The following is a 16,760-nucleotide window of genomic DNA, read 5'->3' as shown; positions in this document are numbered from 1 at the left end:
TCAGGTTGGTATCATTGACCCATCGACTTCTGGGAGGAACCTGTATGAGCATGGTCAAGGAATTCAAGGAATTCGCCCTCAAGGGCAACGTAATGGATCTCGCGGTCGGGGTGATTATCGGCGGCGCGTTTTCCACCATCGTCAATTCAGTTGTGAAAGACCTGATCATGCCGGTTGTCGGCGTCGCTACGGGCGGCCTCGATTTCTCCAACAAGTTCATCCGTCTCGGCGACATCCCGCCGAGTTTCAAAGGCAGTCCCGAATCGTATAAAGACCTGCAAACAGCAGGTGTCGCGGTGTTCGGTTATGGCTCGTTCATTACGGTCGCCATCAACTTCGTGATTCTCGCGTTCATCATCTTTCTGATGGTCAAGTTCATCAACAATCTGCGCAAGCCCGCTGAAGCCGCGCCGGCCGAGCCACCGCCCACGCCTGAAGACGTGCTGCTGTTGCGCGAGATTCGCGATTCGTTGAAGGGTGCGCCGCGTCCGTAACGGGCAGCTATTGGCGCAAACAGAAAGGCCTGCTGTGTGAGCGATTCACACAGCAGGCCTTTTTCATGTCCAGCACCTCGCGCGCGATGGCGCAACGCTACGCCTCTTTCTGCGCCTTCACGCTCGCCGCGCTGTCGATCATCGTTTCAAGCTGGCCGAAATTGACAGGCTTGGTGAGATGCGAGCTGAAGCCCGCGCTCAGACAACGGCGCACGTCCTCGTCGGTGCCGAAACCCGTCAGGGCGACCGCCGGCACGTCCGAGCGCTCGCGGAACGCCTTGACGAAATCGAGGCCGGTGCCGTCGGGCAAACCCACGTCGCTGATTACCAGATCGAATTCCTGCAACTGGGTTGCCGCCAGGGCATCGTCTACCCGGCCTACGACCGTGACATCGTGACCCAAAGTGCGAATCAGCTGCGCCATGACCTCGGCCGTGTCTTCGTGATCTTCGATCAGCAGAATGTTCAACAGACTCGCGGCGTGCACTTCGCTGGCCGCCACCACCGGCGTCGTTTCGAGCGGCGCAGCGGCGGTCGGAAGCGTGATGGTGAAGGTGGCGCCGCAGTGCGCACCGGGGCTCTGCGCGGTGACGGTGCCGCCGTGCACGTCGGTCAGCGCCTTGGTAATCGCGAGACCGAGACCGAGGCCGCCGAATTGTCGCGTCATGTTCTGGTTGCCCTGCTCGAACGCATTGAACAGCTTGCCGATCTGTTCGGGCTCGATGCCGATGCCCGTGTCTTCGACCGAAATCTGCACGTGCATGCGTTCGTCGCGCGTGCGGACGTAGATATGGCCGCCGTCGGGCGTGAACTTGGCGGCATTGCGGATGAGGTTCCACAACATCTGCTGCAGGCGCGCGCGATCGGCCAGCACGTAGTGATGCTGGGCCAGCTTCTGGATGTGCACGTCCTGCTGCTTGACCTGAATTTCGCTGCGAAACAGTTCGAGCACGCTGTCGATCACGTCGTTCACGTCCACCGTTTCGAGCGAGAGCCGCAGCTTGCCGTTCGCCACGCGCGTCAGGTCGAGCAGATCGTCGATCAAGCGTGCTTCGAGTTCGACGTTGCGGCGGATCATGCGCACGCTCGCGCGCGCCTGTTCGGGCATGCCGGGAATCATTTCGAGCACGCTGGCACCGGCCAGCACCGGCGTGAGCGGCGTACGCAACTCGTGCGACAGCATGGCGAGGAAGCGGTCTTTCGCCCGGTTGGCGTCCTCGGCGGTTTGCCGCGCGGCCTGCTCGGACGCAAGCAGACGTTCGCGTTCCTCGATGGCCTCGCGCTGCGTATGGATGTCGGTGCAACTGCCGAACCACTTCCTGACCGTGCCGTCGGCGTCGCGCATGGCAACCGCGCGCGCGTCGAACCAGCGGTATTCGCCATCGTGACGGCGGATGCGCAATTCGTGGCGGTAATCGGCCGCCCCGCTCGACACCGCCTTGAGCCAGCTTTGCCGAACCTGCTCACGATCGTCCGGATGCACGGCGTCGAGCCACGCGAGACCCAACGAACTGCTTTCGGCGAGCCCGGTGTAGTCGAACCATTGCTTGGACAGAAAATCGCAGTCGCCCGCCGCGTTGCAGGTCAATACCAGATGCGGCAACGCTTCCGAGAGCGTGCGGTAATGCTGTTCGCGATCGCGCAGCAGCAAGGCTTCGTCCGAGGCCTTCTGCAGACGCACCTGCGACAGCACGCGCTCGACGGCTTCGGGCAGATAGTCGAGATAATCGCCGGATTTCGGCACGACGTCGGACACCCCGGCGCGCAATGCTTCGATCACGCGCGATTCGTCGGTGAAACCCGTCACGAGAATGGCCGGGATCCGCACGCCTTCCGTGCGCAAGCGCCGGAAGAAATCGAGGCCGGTTTCCGGGCCGCTCAACTGGTAATCGAGCACCAGCAGATCGGGGCCTCCGGCGGCAAGCCGTTCGCGTGCCGCTTCCACACTGTTGCAGATCGCGACGCGGCAGCCTGCCCGCTCGAGCGACTTGCGCGCGAGCCGCAGGATGCCTTCGTCGTCATCGACGACCAGCACGTAGGCCGCGGGTTGCGTGGACACTTCTTCGGTCATGCGAAGTCTTCTCTGGCTAGGTCTGATGTGATTATGTTGTCATACGGCGCTTTCGGCGCGCCTTCGCCGCAGCGCGACGGCTACGGCTTGCTGAATCGGTGCCCCGGCGGCAGCTTGACCACTTGCAGGAAGAAGCCGAGACGGCGCACCGCTTCGATGAACGCATCGTATTCGACCGGCTTGGTGATATAGACGTTGCAGCCGAGTTCGTAGCAGCGGGTAATTTCGCGCGGGTCGTCCGTGGTGGTGAGCACGATCACCGGCACGGCCGCCGTCAGCGGCGATTCTTTCAGACGCCGCAGAACCTCGAAACCGTCGACGCGCGGCATTTTCAGGTCCAGCAGCACGACGAAATTCGTCAGATCTTCGCGTGCCGGCAGACCGTTCGCGGCGGCGTCCGTCGGCGCGGGTCCGAAGAAATAGTCGAGCGCCTGCTGGCCGTCGTGAAAGCGCACGAACCCGTTGGAAATGCCGGCACGGCGCAGATTGCGCTCCACCAACGTGGCGTGGCCGTCGTCGTCTTCGATCAGCACGATGCTGACCGTTTTCCCTTGACTCATATCCGCTCCGTGCTAACGATCCGTTGGAATCAGGCGTTCCAGATTCTCGCACGCCGCGCCGCTCACGCAAGCTTCAGGCATCCCGACGCCCGAAGCCGCTCAGAGACGCGTCGGCTGTTCCGGCAGGACGACGAAAAACGTCGACCCCGCACCCTCCGCCGACTCCACCCACACGCGGCCCCCATGCCGCTCCACCATGCGCCTCACCACCGCGAGCCCGATGCCGTCGCCGTTCGCCACGTCGCCGTGCAGACGCTGGAACGCGCGAAACACTTTCGACATATACGCGGCCGGAATGCCGAGACCGTTGTCGCGCACGTAATACGTGCGCGTGCGCAGCGCGCGCGGCTCCGTTTCGTCCACCGGCTCCGAGTCCAGCGCGCCGATCTCGATGCGCCCGTTACGCGCCGGATCGAGATAGTTCAGCGCATTGCCGATCAGGTTGCCGAATATCTGTTCGATGGCGCCCGGATCGCCCCAGGCGGGCGGCAACTCGCGCACGGTGACCACCACCGCACGCTGGGTGATCGCACCTTGCAATGCGTCCACCACGCGTCCCACCGCGCGCCCCACGCTCACGCGTTGCCACTGGTATTCGAGCCGCCCGGCGCGTGAAATACGCAACAGCGCGTCGATGATAGCTGCGGCCCGTGTCACGGCGGTGCGCAGATATTGCAGCGACTCGCGCACGTCGCCGTCGAGAATATGCGTCAGACGCCGATGTTCGCTGTCCGGCAGATTCGCCTGCGCGACCATGCTGTCGAGTTCGTCGCACGAGACCTGTAACTCTTTCGAAAAGCCTTGCAGATTCACCAGCGGCGAGCGCAAATCGTGCGACACGCTGTAGATGAACATTTCGTTGTCTTGCGTTTCCTGGCGCAACTCTTCGTTGACGCCCGCCAGTTCTTTGGCGCGCGCTTCGAGCCGCGCCTTGAGCGTGGCCTGATCGTTTTCCGCTGCGCGCAAACGCGCGCCGGTCTGGTGCAGCACCGCGTCGAGCGAGGCGATTTCGTCGTTGCCCGACAACGGCGCCGCCAGCGCGCGACCGCTGCCCAGACGCTCGGCGTTGTCCGTCAGCACCGCCAGCCGACGGCCGATGCCGCGCGAAAACATCACCGCCGTGCCGGCCCAGATCAGCATCGAGCCGAGCACCGCGGCGATCAGCGCATATTGCTGACGCGCCCGCCGACGCGCAAGCGCAGCGCCGCGCTCGGCGTCGAGGCGCGTCGCCTCGGTTGCAAACGCGCTGAGTTCGTCGCGAAACAGGGCGACCTGCTGCGGCAGCGGCCCCGTCTCCAGCGCAGCGAACGCGCGGGCATTGCCGCCCTCGTGCAGCGCCTGTGAAATCTCGGCCGTTTGCGTGCGATAGGCGTCGATCGCGACTTGCATTTTACGCACGCGCTCGGCCTGTTGCGGCGTATCGGCCACGAGGCTGGCGAGGTTGGACAGGCGGTCGCCGAGATCGACCCAGACACTGCGACGGTCGATGAACGACGGATCGCCGACGACCATGGCCGTGCGCACGCGCGCCGCCTGGCGCAGCAGCGGCTCGACGATGGCCGACGACTGGTAAAGAATCTGCTTGCTGTTGGCGACCCACTGCGCGGCTTGTGCCGTCTGCTGCTGGGTATCGAAGACGACGCCCAGGAGCGCCAGCTCGACCACGCTCGGCACTGCGATCAGCAGCAGACCCTTGGTGAAGAGTTTCATGTTCGCCCGAAGGATCGTTCAAGCCGCGACTACGCGTGAGGACAACCGGCGCCGGCGTTCACGCGCACCTTGCGCGTCATGCCAGATAGATAGGCACGCTGCCGCACGGTGCAATGCAACCGGACGGGCCATTATCGACGTGAATGTGAGATATTTCAATGCAGTGGCAAGATGCGCTTGCCCACATAAAAATGACTTTTTTATTGGTGCAAGATGTTTTTTCGGCAGCACGTGAGTCTATGATGGAGACAGATGTGTTGGGAAGCGAAAGCGTGCGGCGAGGCGATTCGGCATGATTCGTGCGGGAAGCGGTGGGGCGGCGAAGTCGTCGAATCACCGTGAATCCGGCCTTGTCGTATGCTATAAAAGATCGACGAGCGGCGCGCGAAGCCGGGAGTGGTCGCATGAGGACGCTGCGTTTCTTGCAATTCTTTTTCAGGCGAATTTTTATGTCCTTCCCGAAAAAGCGTAGGCGCGCGAAGGTGGACGGCGATGAGTCGTTCCTCGCGGTGCTACGGCATTTCAAACCGTTCGGTCAGCTCGACACCAAAATTGCGCGCGCCCGCGCGCAGGACGAACCGGTGTTGTATGCGCACGTGTTGCCTGGGCTCGACGTCCTGCTATGCAGCGTGCGCGGAGCACAACCTCCCTACCCCGCGCCAGCCGAATTGCGTCGTCGCTGCATCGAGTCGATTACCAACGCGCTGGAGCAACCGCTCGACGGCCTCGAAAACGGCGGCTACTGGTATGAAGCGGATGGCTTCGGCTTCCTGGTGTTCGCCAGCCGCGCCCGCGGCAAGATTCTTCCGGAGTTCGGTGCCACCCGAGTCGGCGCTCGCCGTGGCGTGCGGCGGCAGGACGCCGCCGGCGATGCCGCACCGCGATCATTGCGGTAGGTCCGTCAGGTAATTCACCATTCTTTTTGAACCGGCGCCGGCAATCTGCCGCCGCCGGTTTTTCGTTTCGTGCGTGCCGCTAGTTTCTGTAAGCGCCCGACACCCGCACGTCTTCCCTTTCGAATTCATTCACGTCGCCTCGCGCAGGCGCGACGCTGATCGCCCACAGGAAGATCAGCGAGAGGCCGCCGCCGAACGCCCATTCGACCCATCCTGCCGGCAGTAGCGAAATGAATGGCGACATGATCAGCTCCCTTTGTATTCGGCCGCGCTGGCGGGCGACATCGTCGCCGGCTGACGCGGCGTGCTGTTGGCACGCGCGGGCGCCTTCGACGGCGCCGACGCGCTGCCCGAGGACTTGTTCACCGGCGCGCCGTCGAGCGAAATCGCCGGCTTGGGCGCCTGCTTGACGCCGGGCGGCGGCGCCGTGGGCGCCTGACGAACCTGCGAGAGCAACTGGTCGCACGGCAGCGGCTTGTTGTTGCTCGGCGCAAGCAGCGGAATCAGCGCGGCGAACGGATTGATGAGACCGAGACCCACGGCCGCGCCGCCACGCAAGGCCAGCGCCGCCGCGTTCACGCCGACGTGCGGGTCCTTGAACGTGCCTTTCACGTACAGCGGCGAGCGCAGCGAGAACACGCGGAATCCCTTGGTATGCGGATGCACGCCAAGATCCATCGACTCGTCGCGCAGATTCACGTTGCCGTCGATGTTGATGACCGCGTCGTCGGTGTCGAGCGCGAACACGCGTGAGTCGAGTACGCCGTTGGTCGCGACGAAGTCCGCCGCGGCGCAGTTGATCTTCACGTCGCGATTGCCGAACAGCTTTTCGTAGACCACGTTCGCCACGTTCAGGCCGGCCGCTTCCATCAGCAGACGGCTGACCGTGCCGTCGGTCACGAGCGCCTTCACTTCGCCGTTCGAGGTGGCGGCGAGCGCAGCCGGCGAATTGCCGGTCGCCGTCAGCGCGGCGTCGCCGTTGATTTCGCCCAACGCGTTCTGCATCGTCTTGAAGTTCGGGAACAGCTGCTTGAGCTTCAGATGCCGCGCCGAGGTCGCGAAGCGTCCCTTCAGCGGCGTCGTGCTGCCGTCCAGATGAATATTCGACGCGAGCGAGCCGCCCGCGACGCCGAACTTCAGCGGCTCGAGCGAAAGCACGCCATCGGTCATCACGACATGCGTGTACAGATCGGTGATCGGCAGATTCGTGTCCTTCACGATGCGGCGGCCGGTGAACTTCACGTCGGCGTCGATGGCCTTCCAGCGGTCGGTGCGGAATTCTTCGACCGGCAACACCTTGTTGCTCGGCTGCGCCGTGGCGTCGCCGCGTTTGGCCTTGCTCGCGTTCGAATCCGCGCCGATCACCGGCGCCAGATCGGAGAACTGCAGCAGATGCGACACGAGTTCGCCCTGCAACAGCGGCCGCGGCTCGCGCGCCGTGTAGGTCAGCGAGCCGTTCAGATCGCTACCGCCGACGCGGCCTGTAAAGTTTTCATACTTGAAGACATTCCCGCCCTGCTTGAACTGGCCGACGAGGCGCCCTTCGGTCGCGTACGGCGGCGTGTCCGGCAAGGTCACGCCGGTCAGCGAATACAGGCGCGCCATGCTGTTGCCCTGCAGCCAGAGGCGCAGATCGACGGCGGCCAGATGCGCCGGGTCGGTAATCGTGCCGACGAGGCCGACATGCAGATCGCCGGCTTTCACGTCGGCCTGCACGGGGAACGGCCGGTTGGCATCCTGCAGGGCCAGCACGCCGCCGACCTTGCCGCTGCCCGACACCGGCGTCTTGTTATACGTGCCTTTGACGGTCCAGCCGATCGCGTAAGGCGGGATGTCGGTTCGGCTCGCGGTTCCACTTGCAGTCTCGCTCGCGCCCGAGGCCGTGGTAGACGTGCCCGACGCCGCCGCGCTCGCGCCGCTCGCGCCGCCCGCCGTCAGTGCGCCCGACGCCCCAGTGGCCGCCGTCGTCTCCGACGCATTGACCTCCGACGACGCCGAACCCGACGCCGCTGCGGCGGCCGCCGCCGACGCCTCGGAAGCCGCGGCCGCATTCGCCTGTGCCGTCAGCTTGCTCGCACCGGCCTTGCCGATCGCTTCGGCCGACGCACTGCGCGACGCCGCTTCCTGCTGCTTCATCGCCTCGCCGATGGGAATCGGCTGGCCGAGCGTGTCGATCGCCATCTGCAGATCGACCTTCTTCTGCTGGTCCGACAAGGCCACGTTACCCTTGGCAAACGCGATATCGTGCAGATCGAGCTTCCATTCCGATGGGCCGCTCGACGCCTGCAGCTTGAACGTCCAGTTGTTGCGTCCGTCGAGCAGCCGTTCGAGATCGACCGAAGGATTGACCAGGTTGATGCTCGGAATGACGATGTCGTGCGCGAGCAGCGGCAACACCTTGACCTGGAAATCGATTTCGTCGAGCGAGGCGAAGTTCGGCTGTTTGGTCCAGTCGGGATTGCCGACGGTGATATTGGCGGCCGAGAATCGCGGCCATGGCACCCAGCCGCGCCAGCCTGTCTCGCCCACCGGATGCCGCCAGCCCACTTTCAGATCGCCATTGATCGCGAAAGGACGGCCGATCGCCTGAGTGACCTTGTCGTTGACCCACGGGCGGGCCCGGTTCCAGTCGAAGGTGAGAATAAAGATGGTCAACGCAACGATCAGAATGACGATGATCGCCACCAACCATGCGATGATTTTTGCAATTCGTCTTCCTGTCGTGCTCGACACTGCCATTGCAAAGGCTCCGCGGTTTCGTTCTTATTGAGCTTCGGGCAGCACGTTACATGCCTGACAAAAGGCTGGCCACGGCGGTGTTGATCCCGTCGAGCCGCGTGGCATGGGTGCGCTACAGTGCCGCTACATTCAAGAGCATCTATTCCCCCACCTTACCGACGCCACTTTTCCGACTCATGACCGATGTTCCCATCGTCCTCGCCGACGGCATCACCCGACGCGACGCGCTGCGCGGCCAGATGTTGCTGCAACCTACCCGCTTCGGCCTCCATGCCGGCGACCGGGTCGCGATAACCGGCCCGTCCGGCTCCGGCAAAAGCGTGTTTTTACGCGCGCTCGCGCTGCTCGATCCAATTGATGCAGGACGCATCGCATGGCATGGCGCGCCGGTCGAACGTGCTTCCATCCCACGTTACCGGCGCAATGTCGCGTATATCCGGCAGCGTCCCGCGCTGCTCGACGGTAGCGTCGAAGACAACCTCCGCTATCCGTTCGAATTGCGCGCTTATCGCGACGTGCGTTTCGATCGCGCGCGCGCCGCGAGTCTCGCGAAGCAGGCCGGTCGCGGCGACGGCTTTCTCGATCAGCGGGCGAGCGAACTGTCGGGCGGCGAGGCGCAGATCGCCGCGCTGATCCGCGTGTTGCAACTCACGCCCGAAGTGCTGCTGCTCGACGAACCGACGGCCTCGCTGGACCCGGAGTCGTCGCATGCCATCGAAGCGCTGGTGCAGGCCTGGTTCGATGCCGAACGCGGACGCCATGCATCGATATGGGTCTCGCACGATCCGGCGCAGGCCGCACGCATGAGCGACCGTCACCTCACCATGCGCGCCGGCGTGCTGGACGAGTCCAGCGCGGCGCAGACTCACGAGGAAACGCCACAATGACCTTGCAGAATCTGAGTCTCTGGGACGTCGCGATCGCCGCGTTGCTGATCGTTGTGAACGGCGCGATTTCAGTCGCGCTCAAACTCGATCTCGAACGCAAGCTCGCCTGGGCTGCGCTGCGGACCATCGTGCAGCTATTGGCGATCGGCTACGTGCTCGGCTGGGTGTTCCGGTACGACCACTGGTTCGTCGTCCTGCCTTTGATGATCGTGATGACGCTGATCGCCGGCTTCGCGGGCGCGGGACGCGGCAGCCGCACCTATGCCGGACAACGCGCGGACAGCGTGCTGTCGATCTGGGTCAGTTCGTGGCTCGTGGCGGCGGTCGGCCTGTTCGTGGTGATCCGCATTCATCCGTGGTACGAGCCGCAATACGCGATTCCGATTCTCGGCATGATCCTAGGCAATACGCTCACGGGCGTATCGCTCGGCATCGAACGGATGACGGAGGAACTGACGGCGCGGCGCGATCGCGTCGACATGGCGCTCGCACTCGGCGCCACGCGCTGGGAAGCGGCGCAGGCGCCCGCGCGTCAGGCGGTGCGCGCGGGCATGATGCCGACGCTCAACCAGATGGCCGTGGTGGGCGTGGTGAGTCTGCCCGGCATGATGACGGGTCAGGTGCTGGCCGGCCAGTCGCCGCTACAGGCCGTGCGTTATCAGATCGTCATCATGTTCCTGATCGCGGCGGCGTCGGCGCTGGGCACGGTGGGCGCGGTGCTGCTGACCTATCGGCGGCTGTTCTCGGCGGAGCACCGCTTTCTGTCGGCGCGGCTGGTCGAGCGGGCCACGTCGCAGCGCTGAACGACATCGAACGACACGACACGGCGCGCCCACGCCTCAGAGCCGGGCCTTTCAGCGCTTGGCCGTCACCGTGACTTCCGTGCCGTCGTTGAGCGTCAGCGTCTTGGTGCTGCCGTTCACCGGCATCGTGAAGCGCAAAATCTGACTGACAGTGACGTCGTTCGGACACTTGAGCGTTTTGCCGCCCGCTGTCACGGTTTTGACACCGTGCGGCGTCTGCGCCTGGAAGTTCAGTTGCACCGTCGCGGTTCCATCGCCGCCTACCACCGGCGCAAAGCGGATCTGCGTCTGACGGATCATCGCGCCGTTGGTGTCGATGGGTAGCGAGGCGTAGTTCGGGCAGGCATCCGTGCCCGGCACCGGACCGCCGGGCGGAACGGTCTTCCACGTGAAGTCGTCGGACTCACCCGAACGGATGGTGCGGGTCTCCTGCGAGTTGCCGAACTGCTTGGACGTGACGCGAACCGTGTAGCGGATCGGGCCGTCCAGCGCGGACTGCGACGTGACCGTGATGGGTGTGGCGGCCTCGGCGGCCGGGGCGAACAACGCGGGCGCGAGCGAGAGCGCGTACGTCGCGGCGAGCGTCGTGCCAAACGCTGCAACGGCCGGAACGCGGGCGAAAACGGCGGAGAGTCTGAAGCTGGAGCGCATACTGTCACCTCCTTGTTGTGCCGCTGCGCGCTCGCTGAAAGCGCTACTGCCTGCACATCGCCCGGAGGTTCACTCGCCGGGCGAGCCGCGAGACACGCAACTGTTTGAGCATGCTGCCCTGTCAGTCTAACGCCAAGCGGCGCCGCGCGCGCTGCGTTGCAAGCGGGTGTTAACCCGCTTGCGCCGACGCAGTTTTCCCGTCACGCGGCCCTGCGGATAACGCAGCCGGCTAGAAACCGGTCAACACCAGCTTGCCGATCGCGCGCCCTTCTTCGAGCAACGCATGCGCGCGACGCAGGTTCTGCGCGTTGATCGTGCCGAGGTCCTGACCGACCGTGGTGCGCAGCAAACCGGAATCCACGAGACGCGCCACTTCCGTCAACAGCTTGTGCTGTTCGATCATGTCGGGCGTGCCGAACATCGAGCGCGTGAACATGAATTCCCAGTGAAACGCCGCACTCTTTGCCTTCAGCAATTCGACCGGCACGGGCTTGCTGTTTTCCACGATCGAGCAGATGCCGCCTTGCGGCTTGATGATCTGCGCGGCCATCGGGAAATGACGGTCGGTGTCGTTGAAGATCAGCACGTAATCGACCTGGTCGATCCCGATCTGCTTCAACTGCGCGGGCACGTCGCCGAAGTGATCGACGATGTGATCCGCGCCGAGTTCGCTCGCCCATTTCGCGGACGCCGGACGCGAGGCCGTTGCGATCACCGTCAGCTTCGCAAGCTGTTTGGCGAGCTGGATACCGATCGAGCCGACACCACCCGCGCCGCCCACGATCAACACCGTGCGGCCTTCGTGCGCGCCTTGCGGCGACACGCCGAGCCGGTCGAACAGCGCTTCCCATGCGGTGATCGCCGTCAGCGGCAAGGCGGCGGCATGACTGAAATCGAGCGACGCCGGTTTGCGCCCAACGATGCGCTCGTCGACCAGATGAAACTCGCTGTTCGCGCCGGGCCGCGTGATGCTGCCCGCGTAAAACACCGGATCGCCCACCTTGAACAAGGTCACCTCCGGACCGACCGCGGCGACCGTGCCGGCAGCGTCCCAGCCGAGCACGCGCGGCGCTTTTTCGACGGTCTCTTTCGGCGCGCGCACTTTGGTGTCGACCGGATTGACCGAGATCGCTTCGACCTTCACGAGCAGGTCACGTCCGGTCGCCTCCGGCTGACTGATTTCGACGTCGACGAGCGATTCGTTCTGGTCGATCGGCAAATAGCGGTAAAGACCTACGGCTTTCATGACAGGCTCCTGGTTTTGAATATCGAAGAGGTTGGAATGAAGTCATCGTAGAGCCATCTTTCCTCTTCGAAAACAGCCATAATGACTGAAACATCTTTTTGAAAATCCAGATAATGAGTCAGGACCTTCCCACGGACGCGGCTCGCGCCATGTCCACCACGCCCGACGCGCGCGAGCGGCTCGATCTGCTCGACGTCGCGCTGTTCGTGCGGGCGGCCCTGCTCGCCAACGTATCGGCGGCGGGGCGGGAATTCGGCCTCTCGGCGGCCGTGGCGAGTTCGCGGATCGCGCAGCTGGAAAAATTGCTCGGCGCACGGCTGTTGCATCGAACCACGCGCCGGATCAGTCTCACGCAGGACGGCGAAGTGTTCATGACGCGCGCCCAGAGCCTGCTCGACGCCGCCGATGCCGCACGCGCGTCGGTCGGTCGCGCGCAGGCAGAGCCGCAAGGCCGGCTGCGCGTGTCGATGCCCTCCTCGTTCGGACGTCAGCATGTCTCGCCGGTCATCAGCGAATTCTTGCGGCGCTATCCCGGCGTCAGCGTCGATCTGAGACTGACCGATCAACTGGTCGATCTGGTGGACGCCGGCATCGACGTGGCGATCCGCATTGGCGTGCTGAAAGATTCGTCGCTGGTGGCGCGGCGCCTCGCCGTGAATCGCCGCGTGATCTGCGCGTCGCCGGCTTATCTCGCGGCGCACGGCACGCCGCATCATCCGTCGGAATTGCCGCGGCACGAGTGCATCATCCTGTCCGATCAGCGCGACTGGGCCTTCGTCACGCCCGCGGGACCGCTCGACGTGCGCGTGAGCGGCCGGCTCGTCACCGACAACGGCGAAGTGATCCGCGATGCCTTGCTCGACGGCTTCGGCATCGCATTGAAATCGACGTGGGACGTGGCGCCGCATTTGCGCAGCGGCGCACTTGTCAGCGTGCTCGACGCCTATCCTCTCGCGGAGAACGTGGCGATCTGGGCGGTCTATCCGAGCCGCGCATTCGTGCCGCCGAAGACGCTCGCGTTCATCGAGTTTCTCGCCGGACACTTCGGCGATCCGCCGTATTGGGACCGTCAGCCCGACGCGTCGCAATGAGACGCGGCGAGTCCGTGCAAGCGGCATAGCGCCACGGTAACGCTACCCGCAACTGCATGAGCCGGCCGTGCGCGGCACGACCATCGCTCAGTGCTTGCCCGCGGTTTTTGCCGGCTTGCCGCTCGACTGACTGTCGGCGTTCACGTCGGTATGCGCGTCGTTCTGCGTCTTCTTCTGGTACTCGTCGCCGCCGCGACGGTCCGTGTCTTTCAGCCCGCGTTCGAGGTCGCGATGCGCCTGCTTGCCGACATCGCGTGGACCGTCTTCGTGTTGCGACTCCGGATTCTGATCGGCTTCATGCGGCAGCGGCGCGGACGCCTCCTGCATGGAACGCGGCTCTTTTTTCGCGTGCGGATCGGCTTGCTTGTCGCCGTCCGACGATTGGGCGGAAGTCTTCATGGCTTGCTCCTTTTTGTATTCATGGAATGAGGTGCAGACATGCCGTGAGGCATGTCTGCACGCGGCTGGGGTCACGGTCGAAACCGGCAGGATTCACATTCATGCCGCGCCGGCCAGCCGCTTTTTCATGGCAGCGGTAATACGCTGACGTGTGCCGGCATAATCCGCCCACGGATCACGCTTGAGATCCGCGAGACGTTCGTGCAGGTTGTCGATGTTCCATTGATCGCCGCTCGTGGTGTGAGGCACTTCGTCCCACGCCAGCGGCACGGAAACGCCGAGCCCCGGCCGTGCGCGCGACGAAAACGCCGCGACCGTGCTCGACCCGCGGTTGTTACGCAGATAGTCGACGAAGATTTTTTGTTTGCGGTTCTGCGCGCCCATCTTTGCGCTGAAGTATTTGGGCAAGGTGCTTGCCATATGCTGCGCGACCGCCTGCGAGAACTCCTTCACCTCGTCCCAGCCGGCTTGCTTCGCGAGCGGCACGACCACGTGAAAGCCTTTGCCGCCGCTCGTCTTGCAGAACGACACGAGGCCGAGTTCTTCGAGCAGCGAGCGCGTGAGTTGCGCGGCCTCGATCATGCGCTCCCAGCCGAGCGATGCATCGGGGTCGAGATCGAACACCATGCGATCGGGCTTTTCGAGGTTCGACACCACGCCGTTCCACGTATGAAATTCGACCGTGCCCATCTGCGCCGCGCCGACCAGCGCCTCGACCGTGTCGACGCTGATCAAGGGCGGATGTCCCGGATCGAGTCCCGGATGCTGCGTGACATTCGGAATCGACAGCTTCTGGCTGTGTTTCTGGAAGAACAGTTCGCCGCCGATATCTTCCGGCGCGCGCACGAGCGACACCGGACGGTCCTGCACATGCGGCAGCATCCACTCAGCCACGGATTCGTAGTACCGCACGAGGTCGATCTTGCGCGTCCCGCTGCGGGTGTCGATGACACGATCGGGATGGGACACGCGCACGCCGGCGATTTCGATGCGGTCTTGGGTTGTGGCTGTTTTGGTTGTGGCTGTTTTGGTTGCGGCTGTTTTGGTTGCGGCTGTTTTGGTTGTGGCTGTTTTGGTTGCGGCTGTTTTGGTTGCGGCTGTTTTGGTTGCGGCTGTTTTGGTTGCGGCTGTTTTGGTTGCGGCTGTTTTGGTTGTGGCTGTTTTGGTTGTGGCTGTTTTGGTTGTGGCTGTTTTGGTTGCGGCTTTCGCTGTTGCTGCTTTCGTTGTTGCCGCTTTGGTTGTGGCTGCTTTCCGGCTTGATGTCGGACTGGACGTCGCCTTGGTGACTGCCGCCTTCTTCGCTGCGCTCTTTCTCGCCGTCGTCTTCGGCGCAGCCGCATCAACAGACTTCGCCTTAACCGTACCGGCTTTTTTCGTTGTACGCGGTTTGGCTGCGCCGCTAGCGGCGTCATCTGACACGGTGTCGTTGTGCTGTTCCACGTCGGCTCCTTGACGAGGTGCTTCCTTGACGATCTGTCGCGCCGGTTTGTCGTCGCGCAGGCTGACGAACGACGCCTGTCGCACGATGCGCTCGCTGGTCCATTCCGCGAAATTGCATTCGCACACCAGCTTCGGTTCGACCCAATGCACCGGCGTCCGGCTGCGCTCGCGCGGGGCGCTGGCAAACGGCATGCGCTGCGTTTCGTGAGCGTCGAGCGCTTTTTTCACCGAGCGCAATAGCGCCGCATCGAAACCCGTGCCGACGCGACCGGCATACTGCAATTTGCCGTCTTCGTCATACACACCGAGCAGCAGCGCGCCGAACGCCGCGCGGCTGCCGGCCGGTTCCGAATAGCCGCCGATCACGAACTCCTGGCGCCGTCGGCACTTGAGCTTGATCCACGCCTGCGAACGTCCTGACGTATAAGCGCTATCGCGCCGCTTGCCGATGATGCCTTCGAGCGCCATGTCGCAGGCGCTCTTCAGCAGATCGTCGGCGCTGAAGTCGAAGTCGTTCGAAAATCTCAGCACGCTGTCGTCGTCCGCGTCGAGCAGCGCGCGCAAAATGGCGCGGCGCTGTTCGAGCGGCACGCCACGCAAGTCGTAGCCGTTCAGAAACGGCACGTCGAACAGATAGATGACAATGTCTTGCGGACGATGCGCGTCGAACGCGTTCTGCAGCGCCTGAAAATTCGGCACGCCGTTCGCGTCGAGCACGACCGCTTCGCCGTCGAGCCAGGCGCGCTCGATATCGAGGCGATCGAAGGCCTTTACCTGCTTGCTGAACTTCGCGGTCCAGTCGTTGCCGGCTCGCGTGAAAATTTTCACGGCGTCACGCTTGCCCGCACGGTCGATGCGAACCAGCACGCGATATCCGTCGAACTTGATCTCGTACGACCAGGCATCGCCCGGCGGCGCCGCGTCGACGAGCGTGGCCAGTTGCGGCTTGAACGAAGCGGGCAATGCCGCCTTGACCGCTCCCTGAATGGCGGGCGCAGCGGCCAGCTCGCGCAGCGAATCCGTGCTGCGCGTGGCGACGATGTCGGTTTGCTTGGGGTCGGCGCGTCGCGTCGCAGGTTTTTTGGATCTGGCGCTCGTGCTGGCTTTGGAAGCGGCGCGCGCGTCCGCGGTCGTACCGGCTTTCGCTCTGGATGCGGCTTTGCGCGTCGCCTTGCCGGCCAGTACGCTGCCGGGCCGCTTTTTCAGCACGTCGTATTCGCTTTCGTCGCGCGCTTCGTCGTCGCGTTCCTTGATGAGCAGCCATTGCTCCTTGTCGCCGCTGCCGCGCATGCGGCTGCGAACGATCGTCCAGCCGCCCTGAAGTTTTTCCCCGTGCAACCTGAACTTGAGCTTGCCGCCGGCGTAGTCTTTCGCTGCCTGAGCAGCGCCGCCGACCGGCTCCCACGTTCCGCGGTCCCACACGAGCACCGAACCCGCGCCGTAATTGCCCGGCGGAATCTCGCCTTCGAACGAGCCGTATTCCAGCGGATGATCTTCGACATGCACCGCGAGGCGTTTGACCGACGGATCGAGACTCGGTCCCTTCGGCACCGCCCACGACAGCAGACTCCCGTTCAATTCGAGCCGGAAATCGTAGTGAAGATGACGCGCGTTGTGTTCCTGAATCACGTAGGACAACGCGGCATCGGCGGCAGCCTTGTCGCGCGTTTTGCGACGCGCGGCCACGCCCGACGGCTCCGGCGTTTCATCGAAACGGCGCTTGCGCTTGTAGAGATCGAGCCTGTCGTTCATGGCGAGTTCATGAAGAATCCG

14 protein-coding genes are annotated in these 16,760 nt (G+C 63.9%); 5 read left to right on the top strand and 9 right to left on the bottom strand.

Annotated features, from left to right (window positions below; genetic code table 11):
* Positions 1-44 precede the first annotated feature (44 nt).
* Complete coding sequence (mscL, locus tag P3T18_RS19160; RefSeq protein ID WP_429301519.1) at positions 45-494, top strand: large conductance mechanosensitive channel protein MscL; 450 nt, start codon at positions 45-47, stop codon at positions 492-494.
* 97 nt (positions 495-591) lie between these two features.
* Here the strand turns inward: mscL and P3T18_RS19155 are convergent, their stop codons facing one another.
* The 3 genes from P3T18_RS19155 to P3T18_RS19145 form a co-directional block, all read right to left on the bottom strand.
* Positions 592-2,565 (bottom strand): response regulator, encoded by a 1,974-nt coding sequence (locus P3T18_RS19155; RefSeq protein ID WP_429301518.1) that lies wholly within the window; start codon positions 2,563-2,565, stop codon positions 592-594.
* A gap of 80 nt (positions 2,566-2,645) precedes the next feature.
* Positions 2,646-3,125, bottom strand: a complete 480-nt coding sequence (locus P3T18_RS19150; protein ID WP_429301517.1) for a response regulator — start codon at positions 3,123-3,125, stop codon at positions 2,646-2,648.
* A gap of 99 nt (positions 3,126-3,224) precedes the next feature.
* Positions 3,225-4,835 carry a sensor histidine kinase gene (locus tag P3T18_RS19145; RefSeq protein WP_429301516.1) on the bottom strand — a complete coding sequence of 537 codons (1,611 nt, stop codon included), beginning with the start codon at positions 4,833-4,835 and terminating at the stop codon, positions 3,225-3,227.
* 404 nt (positions 4,836-5,239) lie between these two features.
* Between P3T18_RS19145 and P3T18_RS19140 the strand changes: the two genes are divergently transcribed.
* Positions 5,240-5,731 carry a hypothetical protein gene (locus tag P3T18_RS19140; protein WP_429301600.1) on the top strand — a complete coding sequence of 164 codons (492 nt, stop codon included), beginning with the start codon at positions 5,240-5,242 and terminating at the stop codon, positions 5,729-5,731.
* Between the two features lie 79 nt (positions 5,732-5,810).
* On the opposite strand, the gene P3T18_RS19135 is transcribed toward P3T18_RS19140, so the two are convergent.
* Together P3T18_RS19135 and P3T18_RS19130 are read right to left on the bottom strand one after the other, a co-directional pair.
* A complete protein-coding gene (locus tag P3T18_RS19135) occupies positions 5,811-5,975 on the bottom strand; it encodes a hypothetical protein (protein WP_429301515.1) in 165 nt (54 codons plus the stop codon).
* A 2-nt stretch (positions 5,976-5,977) separates the two neighbouring features.
* A complete protein-coding gene (locus P3T18_RS19130) occupies positions 5,978-8,470 on the bottom strand; it encodes an AsmA family protein (RefSeq protein WP_429301514.1) in 2,493 nt (830 codons plus the stop codon).
* Positions 8,471-8,646: 176 nt separating this feature from the next.
* On the opposite strand from P3T18_RS19130, the gene P3T18_RS19125 reads away from it, so the two are divergent.
* Positions 8,647-9,357 (top strand): ABC transporter ATP-binding protein, encoded by a 711-nt coding sequence (locus P3T18_RS19125; RefSeq protein WP_429301599.1) that lies wholly within the window; start codon positions 8,647-8,649, stop codon positions 9,355-9,357.
* Complete coding sequence (locus P3T18_RS19120; RefSeq protein ID WP_429301513.1) at positions 9,354-10,160, top strand: ABC transporter permease; 807 nt, start codon at positions 9,354-9,356, stop codon at positions 10,158-10,160. The genes P3T18_RS19125 and P3T18_RS19120 overlap by 4 nt, the downstream gene beginning before the upstream one ends.
* A 51-nt stretch (positions 10,161-10,211) precedes the next feature.
* Here the strand turns inward: P3T18_RS19120 and P3T18_RS19115 are convergent, their stop codons facing one another.
* The gene (locus tag P3T18_RS19115; protein ID WP_429301512.1) at positions 10,212-10,811 is read right to left on the bottom strand and encodes a DUF6013 family protein; all 600 of its coding nucleotides are present in this window, start codon (positions 10,809-10,811) and stop codon (positions 10,212-10,214) included.
* Positions 10,812-11,040: 229 nt separating this feature from the next.
* Positions 11,041-12,057 carry a zinc-binding alcohol dehydrogenase family protein gene (locus tag P3T18_RS19110; RefSeq protein WP_429301511.1) on the bottom strand — a complete coding sequence of 339 codons (1,017 nt, stop codon included), beginning with the start codon at positions 12,055-12,057 and terminating at the stop codon, positions 11,041-11,043.
* 113 nt (positions 12,058-12,170) lie between these two features.
* Between P3T18_RS19110 and P3T18_RS19105 the strand changes: the two genes are divergently transcribed.
* Positions 12,171-13,148 carry a LysR family transcriptional regulator gene (locus P3T18_RS19105; RefSeq protein WP_429301510.1) on the top strand — a complete coding sequence of 326 codons (978 nt, stop codon included), beginning with the start codon at positions 12,171-12,173 and terminating at the stop codon, positions 13,146-13,148.
* 87 nt (positions 13,149-13,235) lie between these two features.
* On the opposite strand, the gene P3T18_RS19100 is transcribed toward P3T18_RS19105, so the two are convergent.
* Both P3T18_RS19100 and ligD read right to left on the bottom strand, forming a co-directional pair.
* Positions 13,236-13,547, bottom strand: a complete 312-nt coding sequence (locus tag P3T18_RS19100) for a hypothetical protein (RefSeq protein ID WP_429301509.1) — start codon at positions 13,545-13,547, stop codon at positions 13,236-13,238.
* Between the two features lie 99 nt (positions 13,548-13,646).
* Complete coding sequence (gene ligD / locus P3T18_RS19095) at positions 13,647-16,739, bottom strand: non-homologous end-joining DNA ligase (protein ID WP_429301508.1); 3,093 nt, start codon at positions 16,737-16,739, stop codon at positions 13,647-13,649.
* Between the last annotated feature and the right edge of the window lie 21 nt (positions 16,740-16,760).

The sequence above is a fragment of the Paraburkholderia sp. GAS199 genome (assembly GCF_050436585.1).
Classification (GTDB): Bacteria; Pseudomonadota; Gammaproteobacteria; order Burkholderiales; family Burkholderiaceae; genus Paraburkholderia.
The sequence above is the reverse complement of the archived record's forward strand: the minus strand, read 5'-3'. Positions and strand labels throughout refer to the sequence as shown.